Here is a 19,423-nt window from a genome sequence, read left to right as displayed (position 1 = left end):
TCCGTCACCTTTCCGGTGTCGTGGTGTGTGCGCTTCGGCGCCGGTCTCGTACCGCGCCGGCCAACATCCAGGGCTCGACCAGGTAGCGGTGGGCGAGGCGTCGGGGATCGTGCGCCAGGCGGTAGAGCCACTCCGCGCCGATGCGCCCCAACCACCGCGGCGCGGTCCGCTGCTCCCCGGAGAGCTGGTCGATGGCACCACCCACGGTTGCCACCACGGCCGCGGGCAGACGGTCCCCGTCGGTGACGAGCAGCTCTTCCTGCAGCGGCATGCCGAGACCCAGCAACACCAGATCGGGGGCGAAATCGTGCAGCTCGTCGAAGTCGTTGCGACGCAGCGTCTTCACACCGTCGTACCCGTCCCACCCCCGAACGACGAAGCGCGGATCCACCCGCTGCAACCGTCTGCACGTGCGGGCGTTCGACTCCCCCGTGGCCCCGACGACAGCAATGCGTCGTACCCGTCGCGATCGCCCGAGCAGTCCCAGCCAGTCGCAGGATCCGGTCCGACTGTCCGTCGCGATCGGCTTCTGCCCCGCACGCACCCGTGCCACGTTCACAGCCGCCAGGACGGGGAAGCCGTCGATGAGGGTGGCGTCGGACATCTCGTACGCCGAGCGGAACTCCTCCGACGTCTGGTGGATGTAGAGGCTGTGCAGGTTGTGGTTGAGGAGGAGGGCGCGCTGACCCACGTGGTCGTCGATCCAGTCGATGACCTCGTCCGGACGCATGGGCTGCAGCCCGACGTCGAACAGCGGCAGATCGATCGCGTCGTGCGAGAGCACAGTCATGAGAACTCCAGAATCGAAAAGCGATGGGCATCGGTGTAGTACGAGGTGGTGGGTCGTGAGACGCCCGGTGTCACTGCCGTCACGACGCCACCTCCACCGCGTCGGGAGCGACGAGCTCGGCCAGGACGCGTCCGAGGTTGTCGACGTCCGCGGCCGCACGGGTCAATGACTCGAGGGTCTCGGCGCGGGACCACTCGACGGCGGTGAGGAAGGCGTCGAGATCGGCCCCCACACCCGTGCGAATGAACGTGGAGTGCGGCAGACCGGCGGCGGCGAAGTGCAGAGCCGTCTTGTCGTCTCCGGGCCGGTGCACGCCGGCAGGCAGCGCACCCTCCGTGGTCCCGACGATGAGGGCATGGATGCGGTCGCTCACCACCATGGCCGCGGTGCGCATGCGGGCTCGGATCACCCGTTCCTGCTCGACGTGCGAACGGTCCTCGGGCCAGCCCAGGAAGTCGGCCTGCAGACGTCCGGCGAGCTCGGCCATGGCGTCCTCGTCGCGTCGTACCTGAACGAAGACGGTGAGGGTGCGTCCGGTCCGCGCCGCGTAGGTGCGCAGCGCGCGGCACTCGTAGTCACCCAGGGGTCCGCGATCCGAGCGGAACGTGACGAGGATGTCGTCGCGTCGGGTGGGCTCGGGGTCGATGCGGGGGCCAGGCGAAAACGCCCAGTCCGGAGTGACCCGCGCGCCACATCCCACGATGCGCGGCGTCTTCCCGTCGCGCCACGAGGTGAGCGTTGCGGTGGTCTGGTTCAGCTTCACGGAGGTCAGCGCGACTCCGGCCCGCAGGCCCGCTTCGTCGCGCACGGCCGTGCCTGCCCGCACCACGTCACCGCCGCGCACTCGCAGAAGCAGTTGCGGTCCGAGGAGGAGGGACTGAGCCATGATGGTCGCGGTGTCGAGGCGTATCTCCCCCGGGTTGGTCACCAGGGTCACCCGGCCGGCGCGCATCATGGCGGTGACCCAGCCGATCTTGTTGCGATGCAAAGTGATCGAGGCGTGCTCGATCGTCGCGACGAGAGAGTCGACGAAGTCCGGGGAGTTCACGCCGACGTAGAGGTCGATGGCGACGCCGGGACGATCGAGGAACTCGAGGAGTCGGCGCCGGAGCACGATGTCGCCGAGGTTGTCGTCCTGACCGGTGGACCATACGAAAACACGTGACGCCGTCATGATCGGTCGCCCACTGACTCACGTGGACGTTGGTCGAAAGCCGGTCGATTCGACCATTTATGCGTGGTGTTCAGAGACTGCTTCGACAATGCCGTCCAGAAACGTCGACAAGGGCCGAACAGTCGACGCGGCGTTACGTCGACTTCACTCTTGGTGCTGTTCACGGAACTCATCAGGCTCCCCGGATGCCCTCAGTGGTCCGCCGACGGCCGACCATTTCGCCCTCACCTTAAAGGGTGGTTAATGGCTTAGCTACCGATAACGGCGTAATTGTCGAAAGGATATTTTCGGTGTATATCTGGACCCATTTCCTGCCTTTCGACGGGAAAGGCGGGCCATTGCCGTCCGATGACCGCTACCGGGGCGCGCGGTCGGGCCATGCGTGGGTGCGGCGGGGCGAGATGGGCACACCGCTGCTCGCGGTACCCGCTACCGGACGATCACTTCGGCGATTTCGGAGCGGGGAAACCTGCGTCACGAACCCCCACAGGGGCAGGGAACCGGACGGTACGCGTCGAACGACGAAACGTGTGTGACGCGAAAGGTCAGCAGACCGAGGCCGGGAACGCCTCGAGCAGGGCGGTCGCCGTCCACTGCGACGGCGTTTCACCTCCCATGCGCACGGCGTCCCGCACGTCGCCGGCAGGCTCGAAGCGCTCCCGGCCGGTTCCCCGGTAGTAGGCCTCGAACCGAAAAATCGACTCACCGTCGTGCCGAATCAACCGCGTCGGGATGCCGTATGCCTCCGCCACCACGAGCCCGGTCAACGAACTGGTCACCACCAACTGACTTCCGAGAATCCGGCGGCGAATGTCCGCGAACGGCCACTGTGGCATCGCCGCGTGCGCGTTGCGACGGAACGCCCTCGCGTCGTACCGATTGGGAACGATGGTGTAGTCCCACCGCTTGCACATTTCCCGCGGGTTTGCCGGCCACAGCTCCGCCACCAGCAGTGCCGGATCACCGAATACCGGCGGCACCACCGCGCCCTGATCCTGTAGCCAGGCCGCGGACAACGGGCCCCGCACTGCGCGCACGTCGACGGCGGAGAAACCGCTGTCGCACTGGGCGGGGACGCCGGTACTTCCCGAACCCCACACCACGTCGCCCGCCCGAGCCAGCTCCAGAATCGATCCGGCGCCGCGCAGTCGTCGAGTCGGTCCGCGCACCAGATCTATTCCGCGTCGTGCTGCGAGTTCGGCGACGATCATCGCCCCCAGAAGGTCACCGAAACGATGACGTCGGCCGACCAGCCGCGCCGGGTTCCGTTGCACCACTTCGGTTCCGGTCATCGCGTCGACATCGAGTATCGAGTTTGCGACCGACAGATATTGCGGGCGTGCACCACTGCCCCCGACAATCCATGATTCACGGACCGGCCGACCGGACGGCCGTCCGGCGGATCTCGTGCGCTGATGATATGCCGTCGATCTGGTTTGTGGTGCTTTTGTCCGAAACCTTCGCTGTTTCGAGGCCGATAGTAAGTTCGGCGAAGCCGGCGCCGTCGCAGCTCTTCACGCTTGCCGTCTCGTCGATGGCCCGGGGTTGCCCAGTGCGTCGGTAATGCCGGTCCTCTGTCCGTTCTTCTAGAGTGTCGGCCATGTCCGACGACCGGCCCGACGACGCCATCCGCGTCGGCACCCCCGAACGCGAACGCGCCATCTCCCTCCTCAACGACGCCTTCTCGCACGGCTACCTGCAGGTCGTCGAGTTCGAGGAACGCTCGACCGTCATCTACGAGGCCCGTACCCGCGGCGAGCTTCGTGCGTCGGTGGCGGATCTGCCCGTGGCCGGCCATCTCTTTCCCGACGCCCACCCGTCGGGCGTGGTGGTGCCCGCCGAGTCCACGGCCGCCCCGGTGGAGTGGGAAGCGGACTGGGACTCGCTGCGACGAAAGGGCGTCTGGGCCGTTCCGGCCACCATGCTGGTGACCGGCTCCGCCGGCACACTCGACCTCGACTTCTCGTTGGCGACGTTCCCCGCTCCCCTGGTGACTCTCAATCTGCAGATGTCCACCGCCACCGTGAAGATTCGCGTCGGGCCCGATCAGGAGATCCGCGTGTCCGATCTCGACACGTCGCGCATGACGAAGATCAAGGACAAGGCCGGGCCGCCGACGCGGGCGGGTGGCGCGGTGATCGACGTGCGGGGATCGTTGTCCGGGTGGTCGAGCATGACCGTCAAGCGGAGTGGGTGACCCGGTTCGACTCACAGCTGCCGCGACTGCGGCGTCGTGCGCCTGACTGCTTCTGATCCGACGGTCGATCGGCCACCAATGGCACATAAACCGTGCATGATCTCCTCGTGAGCCCGATGTCGGCCAAAGACGCCGCCTTTTTCTACCCTCGTGCGCACGGTTCGCCATCGTCCACGGATCAGCATCTCGTCTACGCCTTCGAATGGCCGCGATCCGACGAGGACCCGGCCGACACGATTCGCATTCTGTTCGCACAGCGATATGCGCAGACACCGTTGTTGCATCGGACCGTGACCCGGGTACGCGGGGATCTGAGCCATCCGGCGATCGGCCGCGACCCGGTGTTCGACCCCGGTCGTGTCCTGCCTCGAACGGTGTCGACGTGGGCCGAAACGCTCGTCGTCTTCTCGGACATCGTCCGCGTTCCCCTCGATCCCGAACAGCAGATGTGGCAGGTCCACGTGTTGTGGGGTGTCGCCGACGGTCCGGCCGGTGCCGACACCCTGGTGGTGGTGCACGCCTCGCACGCACTGGGTGCGGGTTTCATGCTGTCGCTGGCCATACAGTCGGTGCTGTTCGACAGCGACGTTCCGATGCCGCAACTCTCACCGCCGGACACCGACTCGCCGAGCCGGATGGCACGTCGCGGTGCAGCCCGACTACCCGCCGATCTGCTCCGATCGGCTCGAACGGCCTGGAGGCTGCGGCGCACCCCTAACCCATCGCCGGATCACGATCGGCCACCGACACCGCTGCTGTACAACGCGCAGCCGAGCGACCAGAGAGTCGTACGGATACTTACGTTCGACACGCAGGGTGAACCACTCGTGGTGCCCCGAGTGCTGGCAGCCATTTCCGAGGCGATGGCCGATCACGCCGAACAGAACGGCGACCACGATGTGCGGGAATCCCTCGCGGCCTATCTGACGCTGGTGTTGCCACCGGGGGTCGAATGGTCGTCGAGCAATCGTTTCGTGTCCACATCCATTCCCCTCTACGCCCATATCCGCGACACCGACGAGCGCGCACTGTCCCTGCGCGCCGCGGTCTCCCGCGCACGGACGGTGGCGTTCGCGCCCGAGAACTTGGCGCGGTACGAGTTGGTGGAGGCGCTTCCACCTGTGGTGGTCTCGCGCCTCGTTCGCCGGTCCGTACGCCGTCCCGGCGGCGGGGGTGCGATCGGCGGCCACACGGTCATCAGTACCGCCGTGCGGGCCGCGCCGGAGCCGCGTGGAATCGGCGCGGCGTTTCGCTTCTCGACCGGTTTTCCCATGCTCTCACCGAGAATTGCCCTGACCCACAGCGTCGCGGTGATCGGGGACCGGGTCACGATCGGTCTGCTCACCGATCCCACCGTCCTACCGGACATCGACGGCTACTGCCGACGTCTGACCCGCGCCGTCCCGTTCTCGCCGACCTACACCCGCGAACGTTAGGACTGAGGGCGTTCCGATCCCAGGTGCACGACCTGCGCCGCGAGCTTGGGTACGGAGATGTTCGAATCCTGTGACAGTTTCGCCAGCATCGAGAAGGCCCGTACCGCGTCGACCCCAAACCGCTCCATCAGCATCCCCTTGGCCTGTCCAATCACATCTCGTGACGCGAGGGCCGACTCGAACTGTTCGTTCTTGGTCGCCGCGTACACCGCGATGGCCGCATGGGTCGCCAGCATGGCCCCCAGCTCTTCGTCCTCATTGCTGAATGCGTTCGGAGCGGCAGCGAACACGTTGAGAGCGCCGACCTCCTTGCCGCTGGTGTACAGCTGAATCGACAGACAACTGCGCACACCCGCCTGCACCGCCGCGCGCCCGAAATCCGGCCACCGCGTGTCGACCTCGAAGTCGTCGCACCGCACGATGGTGTCCCGGCGGGCGGCATCGAGACACGGTCCCTCGTGGTGTTCCTCCTGCAACCGGTCGATGCGCACCGGCAGCTCGCTCGTGGCGGCGTGCGACCGAAATGTCTGCCGGCCCTCGACGACGAGGATGTCCGCACAGTCTGCCGACTCCATCAGCCGGGTCACGCTCGCCGTCACCCCCGCGAAGGTGCTCTCGACACTGTCGGGATGGAAGAACTCGCGCGTGGCCTCGGTCAGCGCGCGACCCAGATCGATTCTCTCGGCCGACCGATCGTCGTCCATCAACGTTCTCCTCGCGAGTCGGTTCGCAACAGCCTCGGTTCTCGGGGCTGCCGCCCGTGAAGGAGTCGGCGCACGCCGAAGTCGGCAACCCGAACCAGATTCTTTGGCGTAAGTCGTTGCGTTGCAGTGGTTTTCAGAAGCCAATCAAAGGGTAGCCGGAACGTACCCAGTGGTTCCTGATGAGGAGTTTACATGTTTCGTCACACCGATCACCGAAGTTGGGCCACGTGAAGACACCGCTGACAGACGCCGGCCACCCCTCGAACGATCCCAGTCGCCCGGAGGCGCCATGACAACCATCGACCCACCCGCAGCACACCGCTTCACCGTGGCGCCGGGCGTGTATGCACCGCAGGACGACTCACATCTGCTGTGCGACGCCGTATCCGACCTCGACGCGGTGGTGGGTGCACGCGTTCTCGACCTCTGTACGGGGAGCGGGATCGTGGCCGTGCACGCCGCCCTCGCGGGAGCGAGGTCCGTCACCGCCTACGACATCAATCCCGACGCCGTGACGTGCGCAGCGGGCAATGCCGAGGCGATGGGGGCGGCCGTCGACGTGCGGTTGGGGTCCTTCGACGATGCGGTGGCCGAGGGTCCGTTCGACGTGGTCGTCTCGAACCCCCCGTACGTCCCCTCGCCCCACACCCCGGCCGGCATGGGCGTCCATCGTGCGTGGGACGCCGACGTCGACGGCCGACTCGTGCTGGACGCGCTGTGCGACCACGCACGCACCCTGCTCGCACCGGATGGGGTGCTGCTCATGGTCCAGTCCGAGTTCTCCGGTCCGTCGACCACTCTGGCCCGGTTGCGGGACAACGGTCTGTCGGCGCAGATCGTGGACACCCGCGTCGTTCCGTTCGGCCCCGTGATGCACGACCGCGCGGCATGGCTCGAAGAGCGCGGGATTCTCGAGCCCGGCCGTCGTCACGAAAAACTGCTGGTCATCAGAGCAGAGCATTCGGTGTGACGCCGTGACCATCGCCCATCCGCCGGAGCAGGACCATCCCGACGGTTCCGAGACGACCGAACCCGATCCCGCCGAGGTCGAAGTGGTCTGGCCCGACAAACCCGATCGAGAGCGGTGGTGGCGACGCACCATGGGGTTGGGAGAGTCATGACCGGTTCACCCGCGACGTGGTCGGTGGATCAGCCGGTGCGGCGCTCCGCGAGTAGCGCCAGTCGGCGCAACGCCTCGGCGTTGCGGGGATACACCGCTGCGTGCTGCACCGCGTCCGGAATCCAGGAGTGCGGCGGATGGGCTGCGTGTTCGATCATCCGAACACGGCACCCGGTGCCGTGTGGTTCCAGCGCGAGGGTGATGTGCGCGGTGCCGAACGGAAACGCTTTGGCACGCAACTGCAACTCTCGTTTCGCGCGCACCGAGACCACCGATGTTCTGTCGTCGAGGACAGCGGGCCACACCCCCACCGAGTGATGGATGGACGATCCCGGCGCGGGCCAGGACGGGTCGACCGACCGGATCCGGGACGCGCCCACTACCCACGTCGCGTAGGTCCACCCGTCGGCCAGGACCGCCCAGACCGTGTCGACGCTCGCGTCGACGATGCGTTCGTTGCCGCGTGACATGGCGGTCATCGTGCCCTACGACGGCTCGGATGTCAGCCCGGTGTACGTTGCGGCGGATGCGCTGCTGCGGCGAGATGCGCCGAGAGAACATCTCGCACCGTGGTCCAGGTGTGGGGCCCGTAGCGCTCGTTGTCGACGTGCCGCAGCTGCGCGTGCCCGCTGAACATGGAGACGAAGTACTGCATCCCCTGCCAGGCCGGAAAGGTCTCGTCGGGATTCTTCGACAGCCGCCTGCCGACTGCGGCCATGGCCGAGAGCGTCCCCGTCGTGCCGGCCCACTGCAGCGCGAAGGGGGTTCCGGTGAGCTCGCTCACCGTCCGAGCCACGTCGCGCGCGGAGATCCGATCGCCGGCGATCTCGATGACCCGAGGCGCGTCGTCGTCGAGGGCCGCGAGGGCGGTGACGCGGGCGACGTCGTCCTTGGTGGTGAAGTCCAGAACCTGATCGGCCGAGGACCAGAACAGCACCCGTCGACGGCCGAAGAGAATCATGGGCGCCTGACCGGTGAGCAGATCGGTGAACATGCCGTTGAGGATCGACGTCGCGCGGACGGGTGCGGCGTCGAGATCGGCGGCGAAGTCGCGTCGGAGTTCGAAGTTGCGGTTGCTGCCGGGGGCGATCGAGCGGTAGTCGGCCGAGTAGTCCGACGGGATGAATCGGGGTACCCCGGCGGCGACGGTCGCGGTCAACAGGGCGCGCTGGGCGTCGACGATCACGGGACGGACGCCGCTGACGGCCGAGACGACGACGTCCGCACCGGACGCGGCGGTGGTCAGCGCTGCCGGGTCGGTGTAGTCGGCGGCGACGATGTCGATGCGGTCGTCGTGGCCGAACAGTGTTGCTGCGGTGGCGTTTCCGGGACGCGTGAGGACTCGGATCCGGACGTCGTGGTGGAGGAGTTCACGGACGATGCGGCGACCGAGATCACCGGTGGCGCCGGCGACGAGAACGGTACGGGTCATGGGGTGCCCTTCGAGTCGTGGGTGATGCAGCCTTCGACGTCGCCGGCACCGAGGGCAACCCGAGCCAGGAGTCGACGCAGCTGTGTCTGCTCGTCCGGGTCGAGGTGCCGCATGAGGACACCCTCGACGCCGCGGAGCGCCGAGCGCGCGGAGGTCAGCAACGATCTCCCGGTATCCGTGGGGTGCACCTGCCGAATCCGTCGATCCCGAGGGTCGGGGCGACGCTCCACGAACCCGCCGGCCTCGAGCGCGTCGATCACGTAGGTCATCTGGGTCTTGTCGATTCCGAGGCGCTGCGCGAGCGCCAACTGGGAGGACGGCGCCTCGGTGGTGATCGCCACCAGCACCTGATAGCCCCGCGGTCCGCCCGGTACGTCGGCGACCGCGCCCACCGCGGACCGGGAGAACCCCTGATACATCGCCGGGAGAGCCCAGCCGAGCTCCGTTTCGATGCCCTCGGAGGCCCAGTCGATATGCGGCACGCCGGCGGTTGACGAATCGTCCATGCGAACAACTGTACTGCTTGGAGATCGTCTTGTGCCATGATGATCTTGTTCTCATATGAACATCGGCCCTCCACGAGACGAGACCATGACCGACGCCACCGCCATCCGCCCCTTCACCCTCGACATCCCGCAGGCCCAGTTGGACGACCTCCGGCAGCGCCTCCTGAACACCCGCTGGCCCGAACCCGAGACCGTCGACGACACCTCACAGGGGCCGCAGCTCGCGAAGATCACCGCGCTCGTGGAGCACTGGTCGACCGAATACGATTGGCGTGCAACCGAAGCGCTCCTGAACGATTGGGGACAGTTCACCACCCGCATCGACGGACTCGACGTGCACTTCCTCCACATTCGCTCCGCCGTCCCGGACGCTCGGCCGCTGCTGCTCACGCACGGTTGGCCGGGTTCCGTCCTCGAATTCCGCCATGCCATCGCTCCGCTGACCGATCCCGAATCCCACGGCGGCACAGCCGACGACGCCTTCCACCTCGTGATCCCCAGTCTCCCCGGGTTCGGCTTCTCGTCGAAACCGACCGAGACCGGCTGGAACTTCCACCGAACAGCGAAGGCGTGGGCGGCGCTCATGGACCGCCTCGGGTACGCACGCTGGTTCGCCCAAGGAGGCGACCTCGGCGCGTCGGTCACGGCGGAACTCGCCGCACTCGAGGCTGCCGACGGCATCGGCCTGGCCGGCGTTCACCTGAACATGGCCCAGTTCATGCCCACCGACGACGAAGCCCGCGCCGCCACACCGGACGAGCACGAGATGATGCAGGAGAGCGGCTACTACCACCAGGTCCTGTCGGCCTACTCGCAGGAGATGTCGACCCGACCGCAGACCATCGGCTACTCCCTCACCGACTCACCCGTCGGGCTCGCCTCCTGGATCTACGCCATGTTCCAGGACGTCGGGGGCACGCACGACCAGCACGGCGACGCCGAGAAGATCTTCTCCCTCGACGAGATGATCGACGACATCATGCTCTACTGGCTGCCCAACACCGCCGCGTCGGCCGCGCGAATGTACTGGGAGGCAGGCCGATCCGGCTGGTCCGGTCCCGGCACCATCGAGAATCCGTTGACCGTGCCGGTGGGGCTCAGCGTCATGCCCGGCGAGTACGTCCGCCGGTCGCGCCGATGGGCGGAGAAACGGTACACGGATCTCGTCTTCTTCAACGAGGTCGCTCGGGGTGGGCATTTCGCCCTCCTCGAGCAGCCGGAGTTGCTGGTCGCCGATATTCGGGAAACGTTTCGTCGGTGCCGGTGAACGCGCTCGTGTGATCGGATCGTGCCGTGTTGGTGTCGGCCCGGCGACGGTCGAACGTGCTGTGGGCGTTGCTGCGTGACGGAAGGACTTGGGACTTCGGACTCCGTCGACTCAGGGCGACACCACCGAGGCACAGGGCTCCGCCGACGAGACCGAGCGCGGTCGGCACCTCTCCGAGGAAGATCCACGACAAGAAGATGGTGATGGCAGGCACCGTGAGGCTGGTGGCCGCCATCTTCCCTGCGTCGGTGCGGGTCAGGGCGTACGCCCAGGTGGTGAACGCGATCGCCGTCGGGCCGAGACCGAGAAACACGACGCCGACAATCGAGCCCACCGGTGCTTCGACGATCTCCCCGACGGCCTGCGGCGCGAACGGAATGGTCGCGACGAGACCGGCCATGCATCCCACCCAGGTCGCGGTGAACGCGTCGACGGTTCTCAACGCGACCTTCTGCATCAGCACCCCCGCTGCGTACAGCACCGCGGTGACCAGTCCGAGAACCACTCCGATCGGATCATTGGTGCCGCCGCCGCTGCCACCCGCGGCGATCAGCAGGACTCCGGCGAAGGCGACCACCATGCCGATGACCAGTGGCCTCGGGAAGCCTTCGGCCATGAACAGCCCTGCAAAGACAGCGACCAGGATCGGCGCGAAGTTCACCAGGAGTGCAGCGGTTCCCGCGTCGAGATGACGTTCGGCCCAGTTGAGAAGCACCGTGTACCCGCCGAACCACAGCAGCCCGTAGCCGATCACCAGTCCCAACGCCCGACCCCTCGGGATCGCACGGCGATATCGAAGCGCGAACACCGACAGTCCGAGGAGACCCACCAACAGCCGACCGAACGCCATCGCACCGGGGGAGAACTGTTCGCCGATCGATCGGATGACGACGAACGCCGACGACCACAGCAGGACCGTCACGATTGCCGCCGCCACAGCGGGAGTGGGAAGTGCGATCCGGCCTGTCATACCTCTGTCCCATCCACGTCGAAAGCTCATGGTGTTCAGAGTCCCGAGCCCAACGGATAAGCACAAGCGACTTGTTCTACACAACACTTCAGTTGGACAGTAGTGTTGTCGCTGTGATCGACGTTCATCGCCTTCGTGTGTTCCGCGCTGTGGTCGCGGATGGATCCATCGCCGGAGCTGCGTCCGGGCTCGGTTACACCCCGTCTGCCATCAGTCAGCACCTCACGGCCCTCCAGCGCGAAACCGGCCTCGTGCTGGTGGAAAAGAGGGGGCGAGGCCTTGTCCCCACCACCGCTGGACGCATCCTCGCCGATCGGAGTTCGCTGGTCTTCGAACGCCTTGCCGATCTCGACGCACTGGTCGGAGATCTCCGCAACGGCCGGGTGGGGACGCTGGCGATCAGTTACTTCGCATCGGCGGGCGCCGCGTGGGTCCCACCCATCGTCGCGTCGTTGACGCGCGAGTTCCCCCGCCTGCGCCTCGACCTGCGGCTGATCGAGCTGCGTGACGAGTCGTCGAGTCCACCTGATGTGGAGATCTACGTCGAAGGTGCAGAATCGACGAACCTGACCGGCTACCAGTCGTTCCGACTACTGTCCGAGCCCTACTTCGCGGTGGTACCGCGGACGAATGATCTCGCCGACAGGACGTCGGTGGAACTTGTCGAACTCCGCGACGAGGAGTGGGTCGACAACGACGTCGCCCGCGGACCTTGCCGGACGGCGGTGCTGGATGCCTGTGCCGCAGCGGGTTTTACTCCGCGCTTCGGCGTAGAAACGCACGACTATCCCACCGCGATCCGATTCGTGGCCGAGGGGATCGGAATCACGGTGTTGCCCGGGCTCGGACTCGACGTGCTGCCCGGCTCGGTCGTCGCCGTCCCGATAACGAACCCCACCCCGAGCCGGCACGTCTCGGTACGCGTCCGCGACGTGATCGCCGACAATCCGGCCGTGGTGCGGATGGTCGAACTGCTCCGACTCCGGGTGAACGGCCCGACGCCTGCCGAGATCGGTCCTTAGCGTCGGGGTGCGAACACGGGTCGATCATTTGCTGGCGGCTCCCGTCGATATGGGCCTCCGGTCGAGCTGTGGTTCGAGATGACCACGCTCACCATGCCGATCCTGGCGCAGACTCACGAACCAACATTGGAGGAGCACGCCCCATGACCGAACCGGCTGACACGGATCCGATCATGACCGCCATCACCGACGCCGTCGGGCGAGGGCGAGACGGCCACGTCGACGAGGCCCGCACCCGGCTCCTCGAGGTCTGGCACCGGATCGGTGTCGGCGGAAACCCGTTGCACCGCTGCTCACTTGCGCACTATCTGGCCGATCTGTTCACCGACCCCGCTCAGGCCCTGGCTTGGGACGTGCGGGCGCTCGACGCCGCCGATGCGGATGCGAACCTCGAGGCGTTCTACCCTTCGCTTCACCTCAACCTGGCGGACGACTATCGCCGACTCGGCTCGTTCGACGCGGCTCGCGAGCATCTGGACTCGGCGCGGGCGGGGGTGTCCTCGCTGCCGTCGGACGCGTACGGGGACCTCATCCGGGAGACGCTCGACCGGGTGTCCGAGGCTGTCGGGAAGGGCGAGACTGCCGCCCTGCCACCGACGGGCATGTGACCCAGTTCTCACTCCGCGAGAACGACCCTGGACTCCCCCTCGTCCCCCGGTGTGGTCTGGAGGCACACCACTCACCGAGTCAAGGGAGACCGTCTTCGGGGGTCGGCCTGCTCGGAGTCACGTCCCGGCCCCGCGCTCGGTGGAGCCCGGACCGAATATGAGCCCTCATGATCGCCTCTACCCACTCCGCGTCGCCACATTCCAACGCATCCACGATCTCGAGGTGATGGACCGCGCTGCGCAACAGCTCGGTCGGGGTGTAGCTGCGAAACGTTCGAGACGCGACGATGGGCTTGAGCATGCCCATGGCGATCTCCGCGATGTGCCGGTTCGGGCACCTCGCCAGAATCGCCGCGTGGAATTCGTTGTTCATCGTCGAGATGTCGGCGATGTTCGTCGAGCCGGTCACCGATGCGTACATCTTCTCCGCCAGTTCGCGCAGTGACGCCAGATCCTCGCCTGTCAGGTGCCCGGTGGCGAGCTTTGCCGCCGACGGCTCGATCAGAGACCTGGCCGCGTAGGCCGCCTCGACCGATTCCTGCGAGTGCTCGGCCACCCGAGCACCCTTGTTCTTCTCGACGATCACCACACCCGTGTTGGCGAGACTCTTCAGCGCTTCGCGCACCGGTGTGCGGCTCACGCCGAGTCGGCCGGCCACATCCACCTCGTTCAGCTTCTCGCCCGGCAGGTACTCGCCGGCCACGATCAGCTCGAAGATCGCGTCGCTCAGTTCGGACATGCTGCGTCCCCACCCATCTCGGTCACGACGGCCACGTCGCGTCTGCCAGCTCTTGGCGCGTTCCACCGCGGGTGACGAACGAATACGACGGAACCCCCGTCGCACCCTCCGCGTGACGTACCACCTCGAGGTACCTGGCAGCGTCGACGCCGGTCCGAATTCCCATGGCGTGGAACGTCTCCACGACGTCCTCCATCGGTACGTTGCCCAGCACCGACGGGTCGCCGGGAAACCACATGTCCCCGCCGAGGCCGCCGAACGAGCCTTCGAGCCAGTCCGCGCCCGCCGCCAGACTCGCGACGGCGTTGAGAACCCCGAGCCCGTTGCGGTTGTGCAGATGGACGCCGACCGGAACACCGGGATGCCGCGTCTTGACGTCGGCGATGCCGGACTCGAACTCGGCCGGCGTCTCCATCCCGCTGGTTCCCGCCAGATAGAGCGAGTCGGTTCCGCGGTCGACGACGCTCCGAAGTTCGGATGGAGGGACCGGGCCTCGGCAGGGGGCGAAGAAGGCCGTGGCCACGGCGGCACTGACCGTCTTCCCCGCGTGGTGCGCCTTCGCAACGATCGTGTCGAATTCCTGCAGTAGCTGTTCGGGAGTCGAGTTCTGGTTCTTGCGCGCCATGCCCTCGTCGACGGGAATGACCACCACGATCTCGTCGATCGCGGTCTCGCAGGCACGTTCGGCGCCACGAAGATTGGGAACCAGGGCCTTGTATCGGACCCCGTCGCGCCGGGGTGCGTTCTCGATCACCTGCTCGGCGTCACGGAACTGGGGAAGAACCTTGGGATGGGCGAACGAGGTGATCTCCAACGTCGTGAATCCCGCGTCGACGAGGCCGTACAGAATCTCGACCTTGAGGTCGGTGGGAACGAACTCGGACACGGCTTGAAGTCCGTCGCGAAGGCCGACATCGACCAGGGTCGCAGTGGGCGGCAGCGCGTCGACAAGCATCAGATCGTCCCCTCGGCGCGAAGCGACTCGACGTCCTCGGCACTGAACCCGCCGACGGAGACCAGGACTTCGTCCGTGTGTTCACCGAGCGCCGGCCCTGGCCAACGGACACCGGTGTCGGTGCGGCTCAGCCGGGGGAACGCGTTCTGCATCGGCACCGTCCCCATCGTGGGATGCGACGTCTCGATGATGCTCTTGCGTGCGATGAACTGCTTGTCCTCCAACATGTCCGACGGTCGGTAGATCTTCCCGACGGGAACGGAGTGGGCGAGCAGCAACTCCTCCAGTTCCGCGGCGCCGTGCGTCACGGTGAACTCGGCGATGAGGTCGTCGAGTTCCACCTGGCGCTCCCCGCGGGCGGTGTGCGTGCTGTAGCGAGGGTCCGTCGCCAGTTCCGGGGTGCCCATGGCCGCGGCGAGGCGGGCGAACACCGTGTCCTGGTTGGCGGCGATGAGAATCCACCCGCCTTCCGCCGTCGGGTACACGTTGCTCGGGGCGATGTTCGGCAGGATCGCGCCGCTGCGTTCGCGCTGATAGCCGGCGACGACCCACTCCGGCACCACCGACTCCATGATGCCCAACACGGCTTCGTAGATGGCGGAGTCCACCACTTGTCCTCTGCCGCTACGGGTTCGCTCGTACACCGCGCCCAGGGTGCCGATGGCGGCGAACACGGCGGCCAAGGTGTCGCCGATGGAAATACCCACGCGGGACGGTGGTGTGGACGGGTCGCCCACCACGTAACGCAGACCCCCCATCGCCTCGCCGATGGAGCCATAGCCGGCCCTCGACGAATACGGTCCGGTCTGACCGAAGCCGGACACTCGGGTGAGGATCAATCCCGGATTGTCGGCGGCGAGCTGCTCGTACCCCAGTCCCCACTTCTCCAGGGTCCCGGGCCGGAAGTTCTCGACCACGATGTCGGCCTTCGCAATGAGTGTGCGGGCCAGGGCCTGTCCCTTCTCCGTTCGCAGATCGACCGTGACCGACCGCTTGTTCCGACCGACCACCGACCACCACAGCGATTCGCCGCCCGGAAGACTGTGTCCCCATTCTCGGAGCGGGTCGCCCTTGCCCGGCTGCTCGAGCTTGATCACGTCGGCGCCGAGGTCGCCGAGGATCTGCCCGCAGAACGGTCCGGCCAGCAGCTGTCCCATCTCGACGACGCGCAGGCCCTCCAGCGGACCCGCGGACGTGCTCCGAGTCGGTTCTTGTTCGTCCATCACTGCCTCCTGTTGTACTCACTATGCGCGGTTACTCGCGTTCGGACTGGCCCGAACCTACGTCCAATGCGACAAATGTATACAATCGTTTGACGAAGTGATGCGCAACACATACGGTTCGGAAGCGCTCGGCGACAACCGTTCGTCGCCCCCTTCCCCGAGGAGCACTCGTGACACCAGCAGGATCCGCAGAACCCGACACCGCCTCCGACACGTCCGAAACCACCAAAGACCTGAGTTCGACGCTGGGCCTGCCCTTGCTGTGGTTCGTCCCCATGGCGCTGGTGATCGTGGTCTTGGCGTACCTGTTCACACCGGCAGGCGGAATGGCCGCCGGGTTCGCCATCACGATGGCCGCAGGAGGTTTGCTGGTGGTCGCGGGCAACGCGATCCCGTACTTCAATCGGATCGGCGGCGGCATCATCCTCGCCATCCTCGTTCCCGCAGTGCTCTACAGCTACGACTTGATGCCCGAGCGGACCGCCGAGGCCATCTCGAACTTCTACGATCTGTCCTCGTTCGGCGAATTCGTCGTGGCCGCCTTGATCGTCGGCAGCATCCTGGGCATGAACCGCACCTTGTTGATCAAGGCCGGTTCGCGCATCATCGTGCCGATCATCGCCACCATCGCCATCTGCTTCTCCCTCTTCGGGCTCATCGGCCACGTCACCGGCTACGGCCTGGGCAACATGCTGTTCTTCGTGGTGGGCCCGGTACTGGGCGGCGGCGTTGCGGCGGGCGCCATCCCCATCTCCGAGTTGATCGCCCAGAACGTCGGCGGTACGTCCGAAAGCTATCTGACGCAGCTGGTTCCGGCCGTGGTGGTTGCGAACATCGTCTGCATCGCAGCCGCCGGCACGCTGGCGTGGCTCGGTCGACGCAAGCCGGACTTGTTCCGCAACTTCAACGGTGACGGCGAGCTGGCGACGACATCGGCGATCCTGAAAGCTCCCATCGCCCGAAAGGTGGATCCGGCCGACGCGGTTCGGGGCACCGTCATCGGACTCTTCACCGCGGGTGCACTGTTCATGGTGGCCGACGCGATCGCGTCCTTCTTCCCCTCCATCCACACCTATGTCTTCCTCATCGCGCTGTGCGCCGTCGCGAAGATCTTCGTACCGCTCCCCGACTTTCTCGTCGAGGGTGCAGACCTCTGGTACCGACTGATCGCTGCAGCGTTCATTCCGGCGATCCTGGTGTCCATCAGCATCGTGGCAATCGACTTTCGCGAAGTCATCTCGCTGTTGAACGACCCCGTCTACATGATCTCCACGATCAGCGTCGTCATCGTCGCGTTGCTTGCCGCGGGCTTCATCGGGTGGTTGGTCAACCTGCACTTCATCGAGTCGGCCATCTCCGGCGGGCTCGGACTGGCGGACTTCGGCTCCAGCGGTGACCTCGCCGTCCTCGGTGCGGCGAACCGTCTGGAGTTGCTCCCGTTCCTGTCGATCTCCTCGCGCATCGGGGGTGGGATCGTGGTTCTGACGCTGTCGCTTCTTGGGCCGCTGGTGCTCTGATCTGCACGTTTGCGTCCATGTAGGCAATATCGAACATATGTTCGACTTTGTCGGTGGGAGGGGTTAATCTCGATCCATGCTTTCGGGGGGAAGCGGCGGATCCACCACGGACACCGTCGACACACAGGTGCGGGGGGCCGCAGCGGACGATGCTGCCGCCACCGCCGCTCCTGCTGCGCCCCAGCAGAATTCAGCGCGGGAGGATTCAGCGCGGGAGGATTCGACCCAGCAGGATTCGACCCAGCAGGATTCAGCGCAGAAGGTGTCGACTCCGCGTGTCATCGGCGACCCCGAACTCGCCCGCCTCATCGCCGCGCAGGAGGACATCACCCGCCAACTCGCCGCGTACGGGACGAAGCACCTGAACACCGCGGACCGGTTGGCGCTGTTGGTGCGCGACGAAGCCGTCACCCGCTCGCGCCTGGGCCGCAGCTACGTCTGGCTCAACGAGCTCCTCGAACAACACGGCTTCGATCAGGTCGGCGCCCGCAAAGCCGACGCCCTCTCCCAGATCCTGAACATCGACCGCTCCGCCGCCACCCGGCGGATCGCCGAAGCCGCCGACCTCGGTGATCGCACCACCCTCGCCGGGGACCCACTCGCACCCGTATTGCCCACCACGGCGAAGCAGCTGCGCCGCGGGGTGATCGACCACGCCCACGTCGTCGTCATCCGCAAATTCCTCAAGACCCTGCCCGCCGCGGTCGATGCGGGTGTGCGCGCCGACGCCGAACGCCACCTCGGCGCCGCCGCAGAAGAACTCAAGCCCTCGGAGCTGTCGATGGTCGCCGAACGCATCGGAGCGCACATCGTCGAAGAAGGCGAATTCGAGCTCCCACCCGAACGCGTCCGCAAACGCGGCATCTTCCCCGACAAACAAGGCCGCGACGGCATGGTCTCCGGACGCTTCGTCCTCGACGCCGAAACATGGTCGTACGCCGAAGCGATCGCGAGCAAACTCGCCAAACCCGGCATGTGCAACCCCGACGACCCCACACCCGTCGTCGACGCACCCGACGGCGATGAGACCGACGGTGATGAGACCGACGGTGATGCATCCGACGGCGCCGCAACCGACGGTGGTGAGACTGCCGGCGGTGACACTGTCGAACCCGCCGCCCGTCCGCGCGATCTGCGCACCCGCCCCCAACGCCTGCACGACGCGTTCAAGACCCTCCTGCGCCAGATGCTCGCCTCCGGAAAGCTCGGCCAACACCGCGGGTTGCCGGTCACCGTCATCGTCACCACCACCCTCGCCGACCTCGAACGCGGCGCCGGCCTCGCCACCACCGCCACCGGCGGCATCCTCCCCATCCGCGACGTCATCCGCATGGGCTCGCACGCCCGGCACTACCTCGCCATCTACGACGACGCCGGATGCCCCCTGAACCTCGGACGCAGCAAACGCATCGCCGACGAGAACCAACGCATCGTCCTCATCGGCTCCGACCGAGGATGCAGCGCACCCGGCTGCGAGCGCCCCGCCACCATGTCCCAGGTCCACCACATGGACGAATGGAAAGACGGCGGAACCACCGACATCGGCCGCCTCACCTTCGCCTGCGACCGCCACCACCCCATGGTCAACGACGGCCCACTCGGATGGGCCACCAGCACCGTCCCACCCGGGCAACCCTACGAAGGACGCACCCAATGGCACCCACCGGCCATCATCGACCCACTACGCCGAGGGCGAGTCAACCACTACCACCACGCCCAGGAATACCTCTGCGCGGACGACGGCACACCCATGCCCTGAGGCG

Annotated in this window: 21 protein-coding genes; 9 read left to right on the top strand and 12 right to left on the bottom strand. The window is 66.5% G+C overall.

The annotated features are described in order from the left end of the window. Nucleotides 1–4: 4 nt before the first annotated feature. The 4 genes from ACY466_RS03245 to ACY466_RS03230 all read right to left on the bottom strand — a co-directional run bounded on the left by ACY466_RS03245 (nucleotide 5) and on the right by ACY466_RS03230 (nucleotide 3,566). On the bottom strand, nucleotides 5–790 hold the full coding sequence (locus ACY466_RS03245; protein ID WP_463249809.1) for a WecB/TagA/CpsF family glycosyltransferase: 786 nt from the start codon (nucleotides 788–790) through the stop codon (nucleotides 5–7). 79 nt (nucleotides 791–869) lie between these two features. Beyond that, entirely contained in the window at nucleotides 870–1,964 is a 1,095-nt protein-coding gene (locus tag ACY466_RS03240) for a hypothetical protein (RefSeq protein WP_463249807.1), read from the bottom strand. Nucleotides 1,965–2,509: 545 nt separating this feature from the next. Next, complete coding sequence (locus ACY466_RS03235; RefSeq protein ID WP_463249806.1) at nucleotides 2,510–3,256, bottom strand: polysaccharide pyruvyl transferase family protein; 747 nt, start codon at nucleotides 3,254–3,256, stop codon at nucleotides 2,510–2,512. A gap of 76 nt (nucleotides 3,257–3,332) precedes the next feature. Further along, on the bottom strand, nucleotides 3,333–3,566 hold the full coding sequence (locus ACY466_RS03230; protein ID WP_463249804.1) for a hypothetical protein: 234 nt from the start codon (nucleotides 3,564–3,566) through the stop codon (nucleotides 3,333–3,335). On the opposite strand from ACY466_RS03230, the gene ACY466_RS03225 reads away from it, so the two are divergent. Both ACY466_RS03225 and ACY466_RS03220 read left to right on the top strand, forming a co-directional pair. Continuing rightward, nucleotides 3,565–4,161, top strand: a complete 597-nt coding sequence (locus ACY466_RS03225; protein WP_463249802.1) for a DUF1707 SHOCT-like domain-containing protein — start codon at nucleotides 3,565–3,567, stop codon at nucleotides 4,159–4,161. The genes ACY466_RS03230 and ACY466_RS03225 overlap by 2 nt on opposite strands. A 116-nt stretch (nucleotides 4,162–4,277) precedes the next feature. Beyond that, nucleotides 4,278–5,597 (top strand): WS/DGAT domain-containing protein, encoded by a 1,320-nt coding sequence (locus ACY466_RS03220; RefSeq protein ID WP_463252123.1) that lies wholly within the window; start codon nucleotides 4,278–4,280, stop codon nucleotides 5,595–5,597. Here ACY466_RS03220 and ACY466_RS03215 read toward each other — a convergent pair. Next, nucleotides 5,594–6,301, bottom strand: coding sequence for a GAF and ANTAR domain-containing protein (locus tag ACY466_RS03215; RefSeq protein ID WP_463249800.1), 708 nt, complete (start codon nucleotides 6,299–6,301; stop codon nucleotides 5,594–5,596). The two genes, ACY466_RS03220 and ACY466_RS03215, sit on opposite strands and share 4 nt — an antisense overlap. A gap of 289 nt (nucleotides 6,302–6,590) precedes the next feature. On the opposite strand from ACY466_RS03215, the gene ACY466_RS03210 reads away from it, so the two are divergent. Beyond that, the gene (locus ACY466_RS03210) at nucleotides 6,591–7,271 is read left to right on the top strand and encodes a HemK2/MTQ2 family protein methyltransferase (RefSeq protein ID WP_463249798.1); all 681 of its coding nucleotides are present in this window, start codon (nucleotides 6,591–6,593) and stop codon (nucleotides 7,269–7,271) included. 4 nt (nucleotides 7,272–7,275) lie between these two features. Continuing rightward, nucleotides 7,276–7,422, top strand: coding sequence for a hypothetical protein (locus ACY466_RS03205; RefSeq protein WP_463249797.1), 147 nt, complete (start codon nucleotides 7,276–7,278; stop codon nucleotides 7,420–7,422). A gap of 28 nt (nucleotides 7,423–7,450) precedes the next feature. Here the strand turns inward: ACY466_RS03205 and ACY466_RS03200 are convergent, their stop codons facing one another. The 3 genes from ACY466_RS03200 to ACY466_RS03190 are packed head-to-tail and all read right to left on the bottom strand — an operon-like array spanning nucleotide 7,451 to nucleotide 9,359. Beyond that, nucleotides 7,451–7,891, bottom strand: coding sequence for an SRPBCC family protein (locus ACY466_RS03200; RefSeq protein WP_463249795.1), 441 nt, complete (start codon nucleotides 7,889–7,891; stop codon nucleotides 7,451–7,453). 32 nt (nucleotides 7,892–7,923) lie between these two features. Then, on the bottom strand, nucleotides 7,924–8,853 hold the full coding sequence (locus ACY466_RS03195) for an NmrA family NAD(P)-binding protein (RefSeq protein WP_463249794.1): 930 nt from the start codon (nucleotides 8,851–8,853) through the stop codon (nucleotides 7,924–7,926). Beyond that, the gene (locus tag ACY466_RS03190; protein WP_463249792.1) at nucleotides 8,850–9,359 is read right to left on the bottom strand and encodes a MarR family winged helix-turn-helix transcriptional regulator; all 510 of its coding nucleotides are present in this window, start codon (nucleotides 9,357–9,359) and stop codon (nucleotides 8,850–8,852) included. The genes ACY466_RS03195 and ACY466_RS03190 overlap by 4 nt, the downstream gene beginning before the upstream one ends. A gap of 85 nt (nucleotides 9,360–9,444) precedes the next feature. On the opposite strand from ACY466_RS03190, the gene ACY466_RS03185 reads away from it, so the two are divergent. Next, the gene (locus ACY466_RS03185) at nucleotides 9,445–10,626 is read left to right on the top strand and encodes an epoxide hydrolase family protein (protein WP_463249790.1); all 1,182 of its coding nucleotides are present in this window, start codon (nucleotides 9,445–9,447) and stop codon (nucleotides 10,624–10,626) included. Here ACY466_RS03185 and ACY466_RS03180 read toward each other — a convergent pair. After that, a complete protein-coding gene (locus ACY466_RS03180) occupies nucleotides 10,532–11,596 on the bottom strand; it encodes a DMT family transporter (protein ID WP_463249789.1) in 1,065 nt (354 codons plus the stop codon). The genes ACY466_RS03185 and ACY466_RS03180 overlap by 95 nt on opposite strands. On the opposite strand from ACY466_RS03180, the gene ACY466_RS03175 reads away from it, so the two are divergent. Both ACY466_RS03175 and ACY466_RS03170 read left to right on the top strand, forming a co-directional pair. Beyond that, nucleotides 11,578–12,618 (top strand): LysR family transcriptional regulator, encoded by a 1,041-nt coding sequence (locus tag ACY466_RS03175; protein ID WP_463249787.1) that lies wholly within the window; start codon nucleotides 11,578–11,580, stop codon nucleotides 12,616–12,618. The genes ACY466_RS03180 and ACY466_RS03175 overlap by 19 nt on opposite strands. A gap of 143 nt (nucleotides 12,619–12,761) precedes the next feature. After that, nucleotides 12,762–13,226, top strand: a complete 465-nt coding sequence (locus ACY466_RS03170; RefSeq protein ID WP_463249786.1) for a hypothetical protein — start codon at nucleotides 12,762–12,764, stop codon at nucleotides 13,224–13,226. 79 nt (nucleotides 13,227–13,305) lie between these two features. Here the strand turns inward: ACY466_RS03170 and ACY466_RS03165 are convergent, their stop codons facing one another. The 3 genes from ACY466_RS03165 to ACY466_RS03155 are packed head-to-tail and all read right to left on the bottom strand — an operon-like array spanning nucleotide 13,306 to nucleotide 16,143. Continuing rightward, nucleotides 13,306–13,965: a GntR family transcriptional regulator gene (locus ACY466_RS03165; protein WP_463249784.1), complete on the bottom strand. Its 660-nt coding sequence runs from the start codon at nucleotides 13,963–13,965 to the stop codon at nucleotides 13,306–13,308. 22 nt (nucleotides 13,966–13,987) lie between these two features. Then, on the bottom strand, nucleotides 13,988–14,920 hold the full coding sequence (locus ACY466_RS03160) for a hydroxymethylglutaryl-CoA lyase (RefSeq protein ID WP_463249783.1): 933 nt from the start codon (nucleotides 14,918–14,920) through the stop codon (nucleotides 13,988–13,990). After that, the gene (locus ACY466_RS03155) at nucleotides 14,920–16,143 is read right to left on the bottom strand and encodes a CaiB/BaiF CoA transferase family protein (RefSeq protein ID WP_463249781.1); all 1,224 of its coding nucleotides are present in this window, start codon (nucleotides 16,141–16,143) and stop codon (nucleotides 14,920–14,922) included. The genes ACY466_RS03160 and ACY466_RS03155 overlap by 1 nt, the downstream gene beginning before the upstream one ends. Nucleotides 16,144–16,313: 170 nt before the next feature. On the opposite strand from ACY466_RS03155, the gene ACY466_RS03150 reads away from it, so the two are divergent. Both ACY466_RS03150 and ACY466_RS03145 read left to right on the top strand, forming a co-directional pair. Then, nucleotides 16,314–17,660 carry a 2-hydroxycarboxylate transporter family protein gene (locus tag ACY466_RS03150; RefSeq protein ID WP_463249779.1) on the top strand — a complete coding sequence of 449 codons (1,347 nt, stop codon included), beginning with the start codon at nucleotides 16,314–16,316 and terminating at the stop codon, nucleotides 17,658–17,660. A gap of 76 nt (nucleotides 17,661–17,736) precedes the next feature. Beyond that, complete coding sequence (locus ACY466_RS03145; protein WP_463249777.1) at nucleotides 17,737–19,419, top strand: HNH endonuclease signature motif containing protein; 1,683 nt, start codon at nucleotides 17,737–17,739, stop codon at nucleotides 19,417–19,419. The last annotated feature ends 4 nt before the right edge of the window (nucleotides 19,420–19,423 follow it).

The organism is Rhodococcus sp. K11/5, from assembly GCF_055193735.1.
The sequence above is the reverse complement of the archived record's forward strand: the minus strand, read 5'-3'. Positions and strand labels throughout refer to the sequence as shown.

Coding starts and splice junctions, on each gene's coding strand:
- ACY466_RS03245 (WP_463249809.1), bottom strand. CDS start 790: ATGACTGTGCTCTCGCACGACGCGATCGATCTGCCGCTGTTCGACGTC.
- ACY466_RS03240 (WP_463249807.1), bottom strand. CDS start 1,964: ATGACGGCGTCACGTGTTTTCGTATGGTCCACCGGTCAGGACGACAAC.
- ACY466_RS03235 (WP_463249806.1), bottom strand. CDS start 3,256: ATGACCGGAACCGAAGTGGTGCAACGGAACCCGGCGCGGCTGGTCGGC.
- ACY466_RS03225 (WP_463249802.1), top strand. CDS start 3,565: ATGTCCGACGACCGGCCCGACGACGCCATCCGCGTCGGCACCCCCGAA.
- ACY466_RS03230 (WP_463249804.1), bottom strand. CDS start 3,566: ATGGCCGACACTCTAGAAGAACGGACAGAGGACCGGCATTACCGACGC.
- ACY466_RS03220 (WP_463252123.1), top strand. CDS start 4,278: ATGTCGGCCAAAGACGCCGCCTTTTTCTACCCTCGTGCGCACGGTTCG.
- ACY466_RS03215 (WP_463249800.1), bottom strand. CDS start 6,301: ATGGACGACGATCGGTCGGCCGAGAGAATCGATCTGGGTCGCGCGCTG.
- ACY466_RS03210 (WP_463249798.1), top strand. CDS start 6,591: ATGACAACCATCGACCCACCCGCAGCACACCGCTTCACCGTGGCGCCG.
- ACY466_RS03200 (WP_463249795.1), bottom strand. CDS start 7,891: ATGTCACGCGGCAACGAACGCATCGTCGACGCGAGCGTCGACACGGTC.
- ACY466_RS03195 (WP_463249794.1), bottom strand. CDS start 8,853: ATGACCCGTACCGTTCTCGTCGCCGGCGCCACCGGTGATCTCGGTCGC.
- ACY466_RS03190 (WP_463249792.1), bottom strand. CDS start 9,359: ATGGACGATTCGTCAACCGCCGGCGTGCCGCATATCGACTGGGCCTCC.
- ACY466_RS03185 (WP_463249790.1), top strand. CDS start 9,445: ATGACCGACGCCACCGCCATCCGCCCCTTCACCCTCGACATCCCGCAG.
- ACY466_RS03180 (WP_463249789.1), bottom strand. CDS start 11,596: ATGACAGGCCGGATCGCACTTCCCACTCCCGCTGTGGCGGCGGCAATC.
- ACY466_RS03170 (WP_463249786.1), top strand. CDS start 12,762: ATGACCGAACCGGCTGACACGGATCCGATCATGACCGCCATCACCGAC.
- ACY466_RS03165 (WP_463249784.1), bottom strand. CDS start 13,965: ATGTCCGAACTGAGCGACGCGATCTTCGAGCTGATCGTGGCCGGCGAG.
- ACY466_RS03160 (WP_463249783.1), bottom strand. CDS start 14,920: ATGCTTGTCGACGCGCTGCCGCCCACTGCGACCCTGGTCGATGTCGGC.
- ACY466_RS03155 (WP_463249781.1), bottom strand. CDS start 16,143: ATGGACGAACAAGAACCGACTCGGAGCACGTCCGCGGGTCCGCTGGAG.
- ACY466_RS03145 (WP_463249777.1), top strand. CDS start 17,737: ATGCTTTCGGGGGGAAGCGGCGGATCCACCACGGACACCGTCGACACA.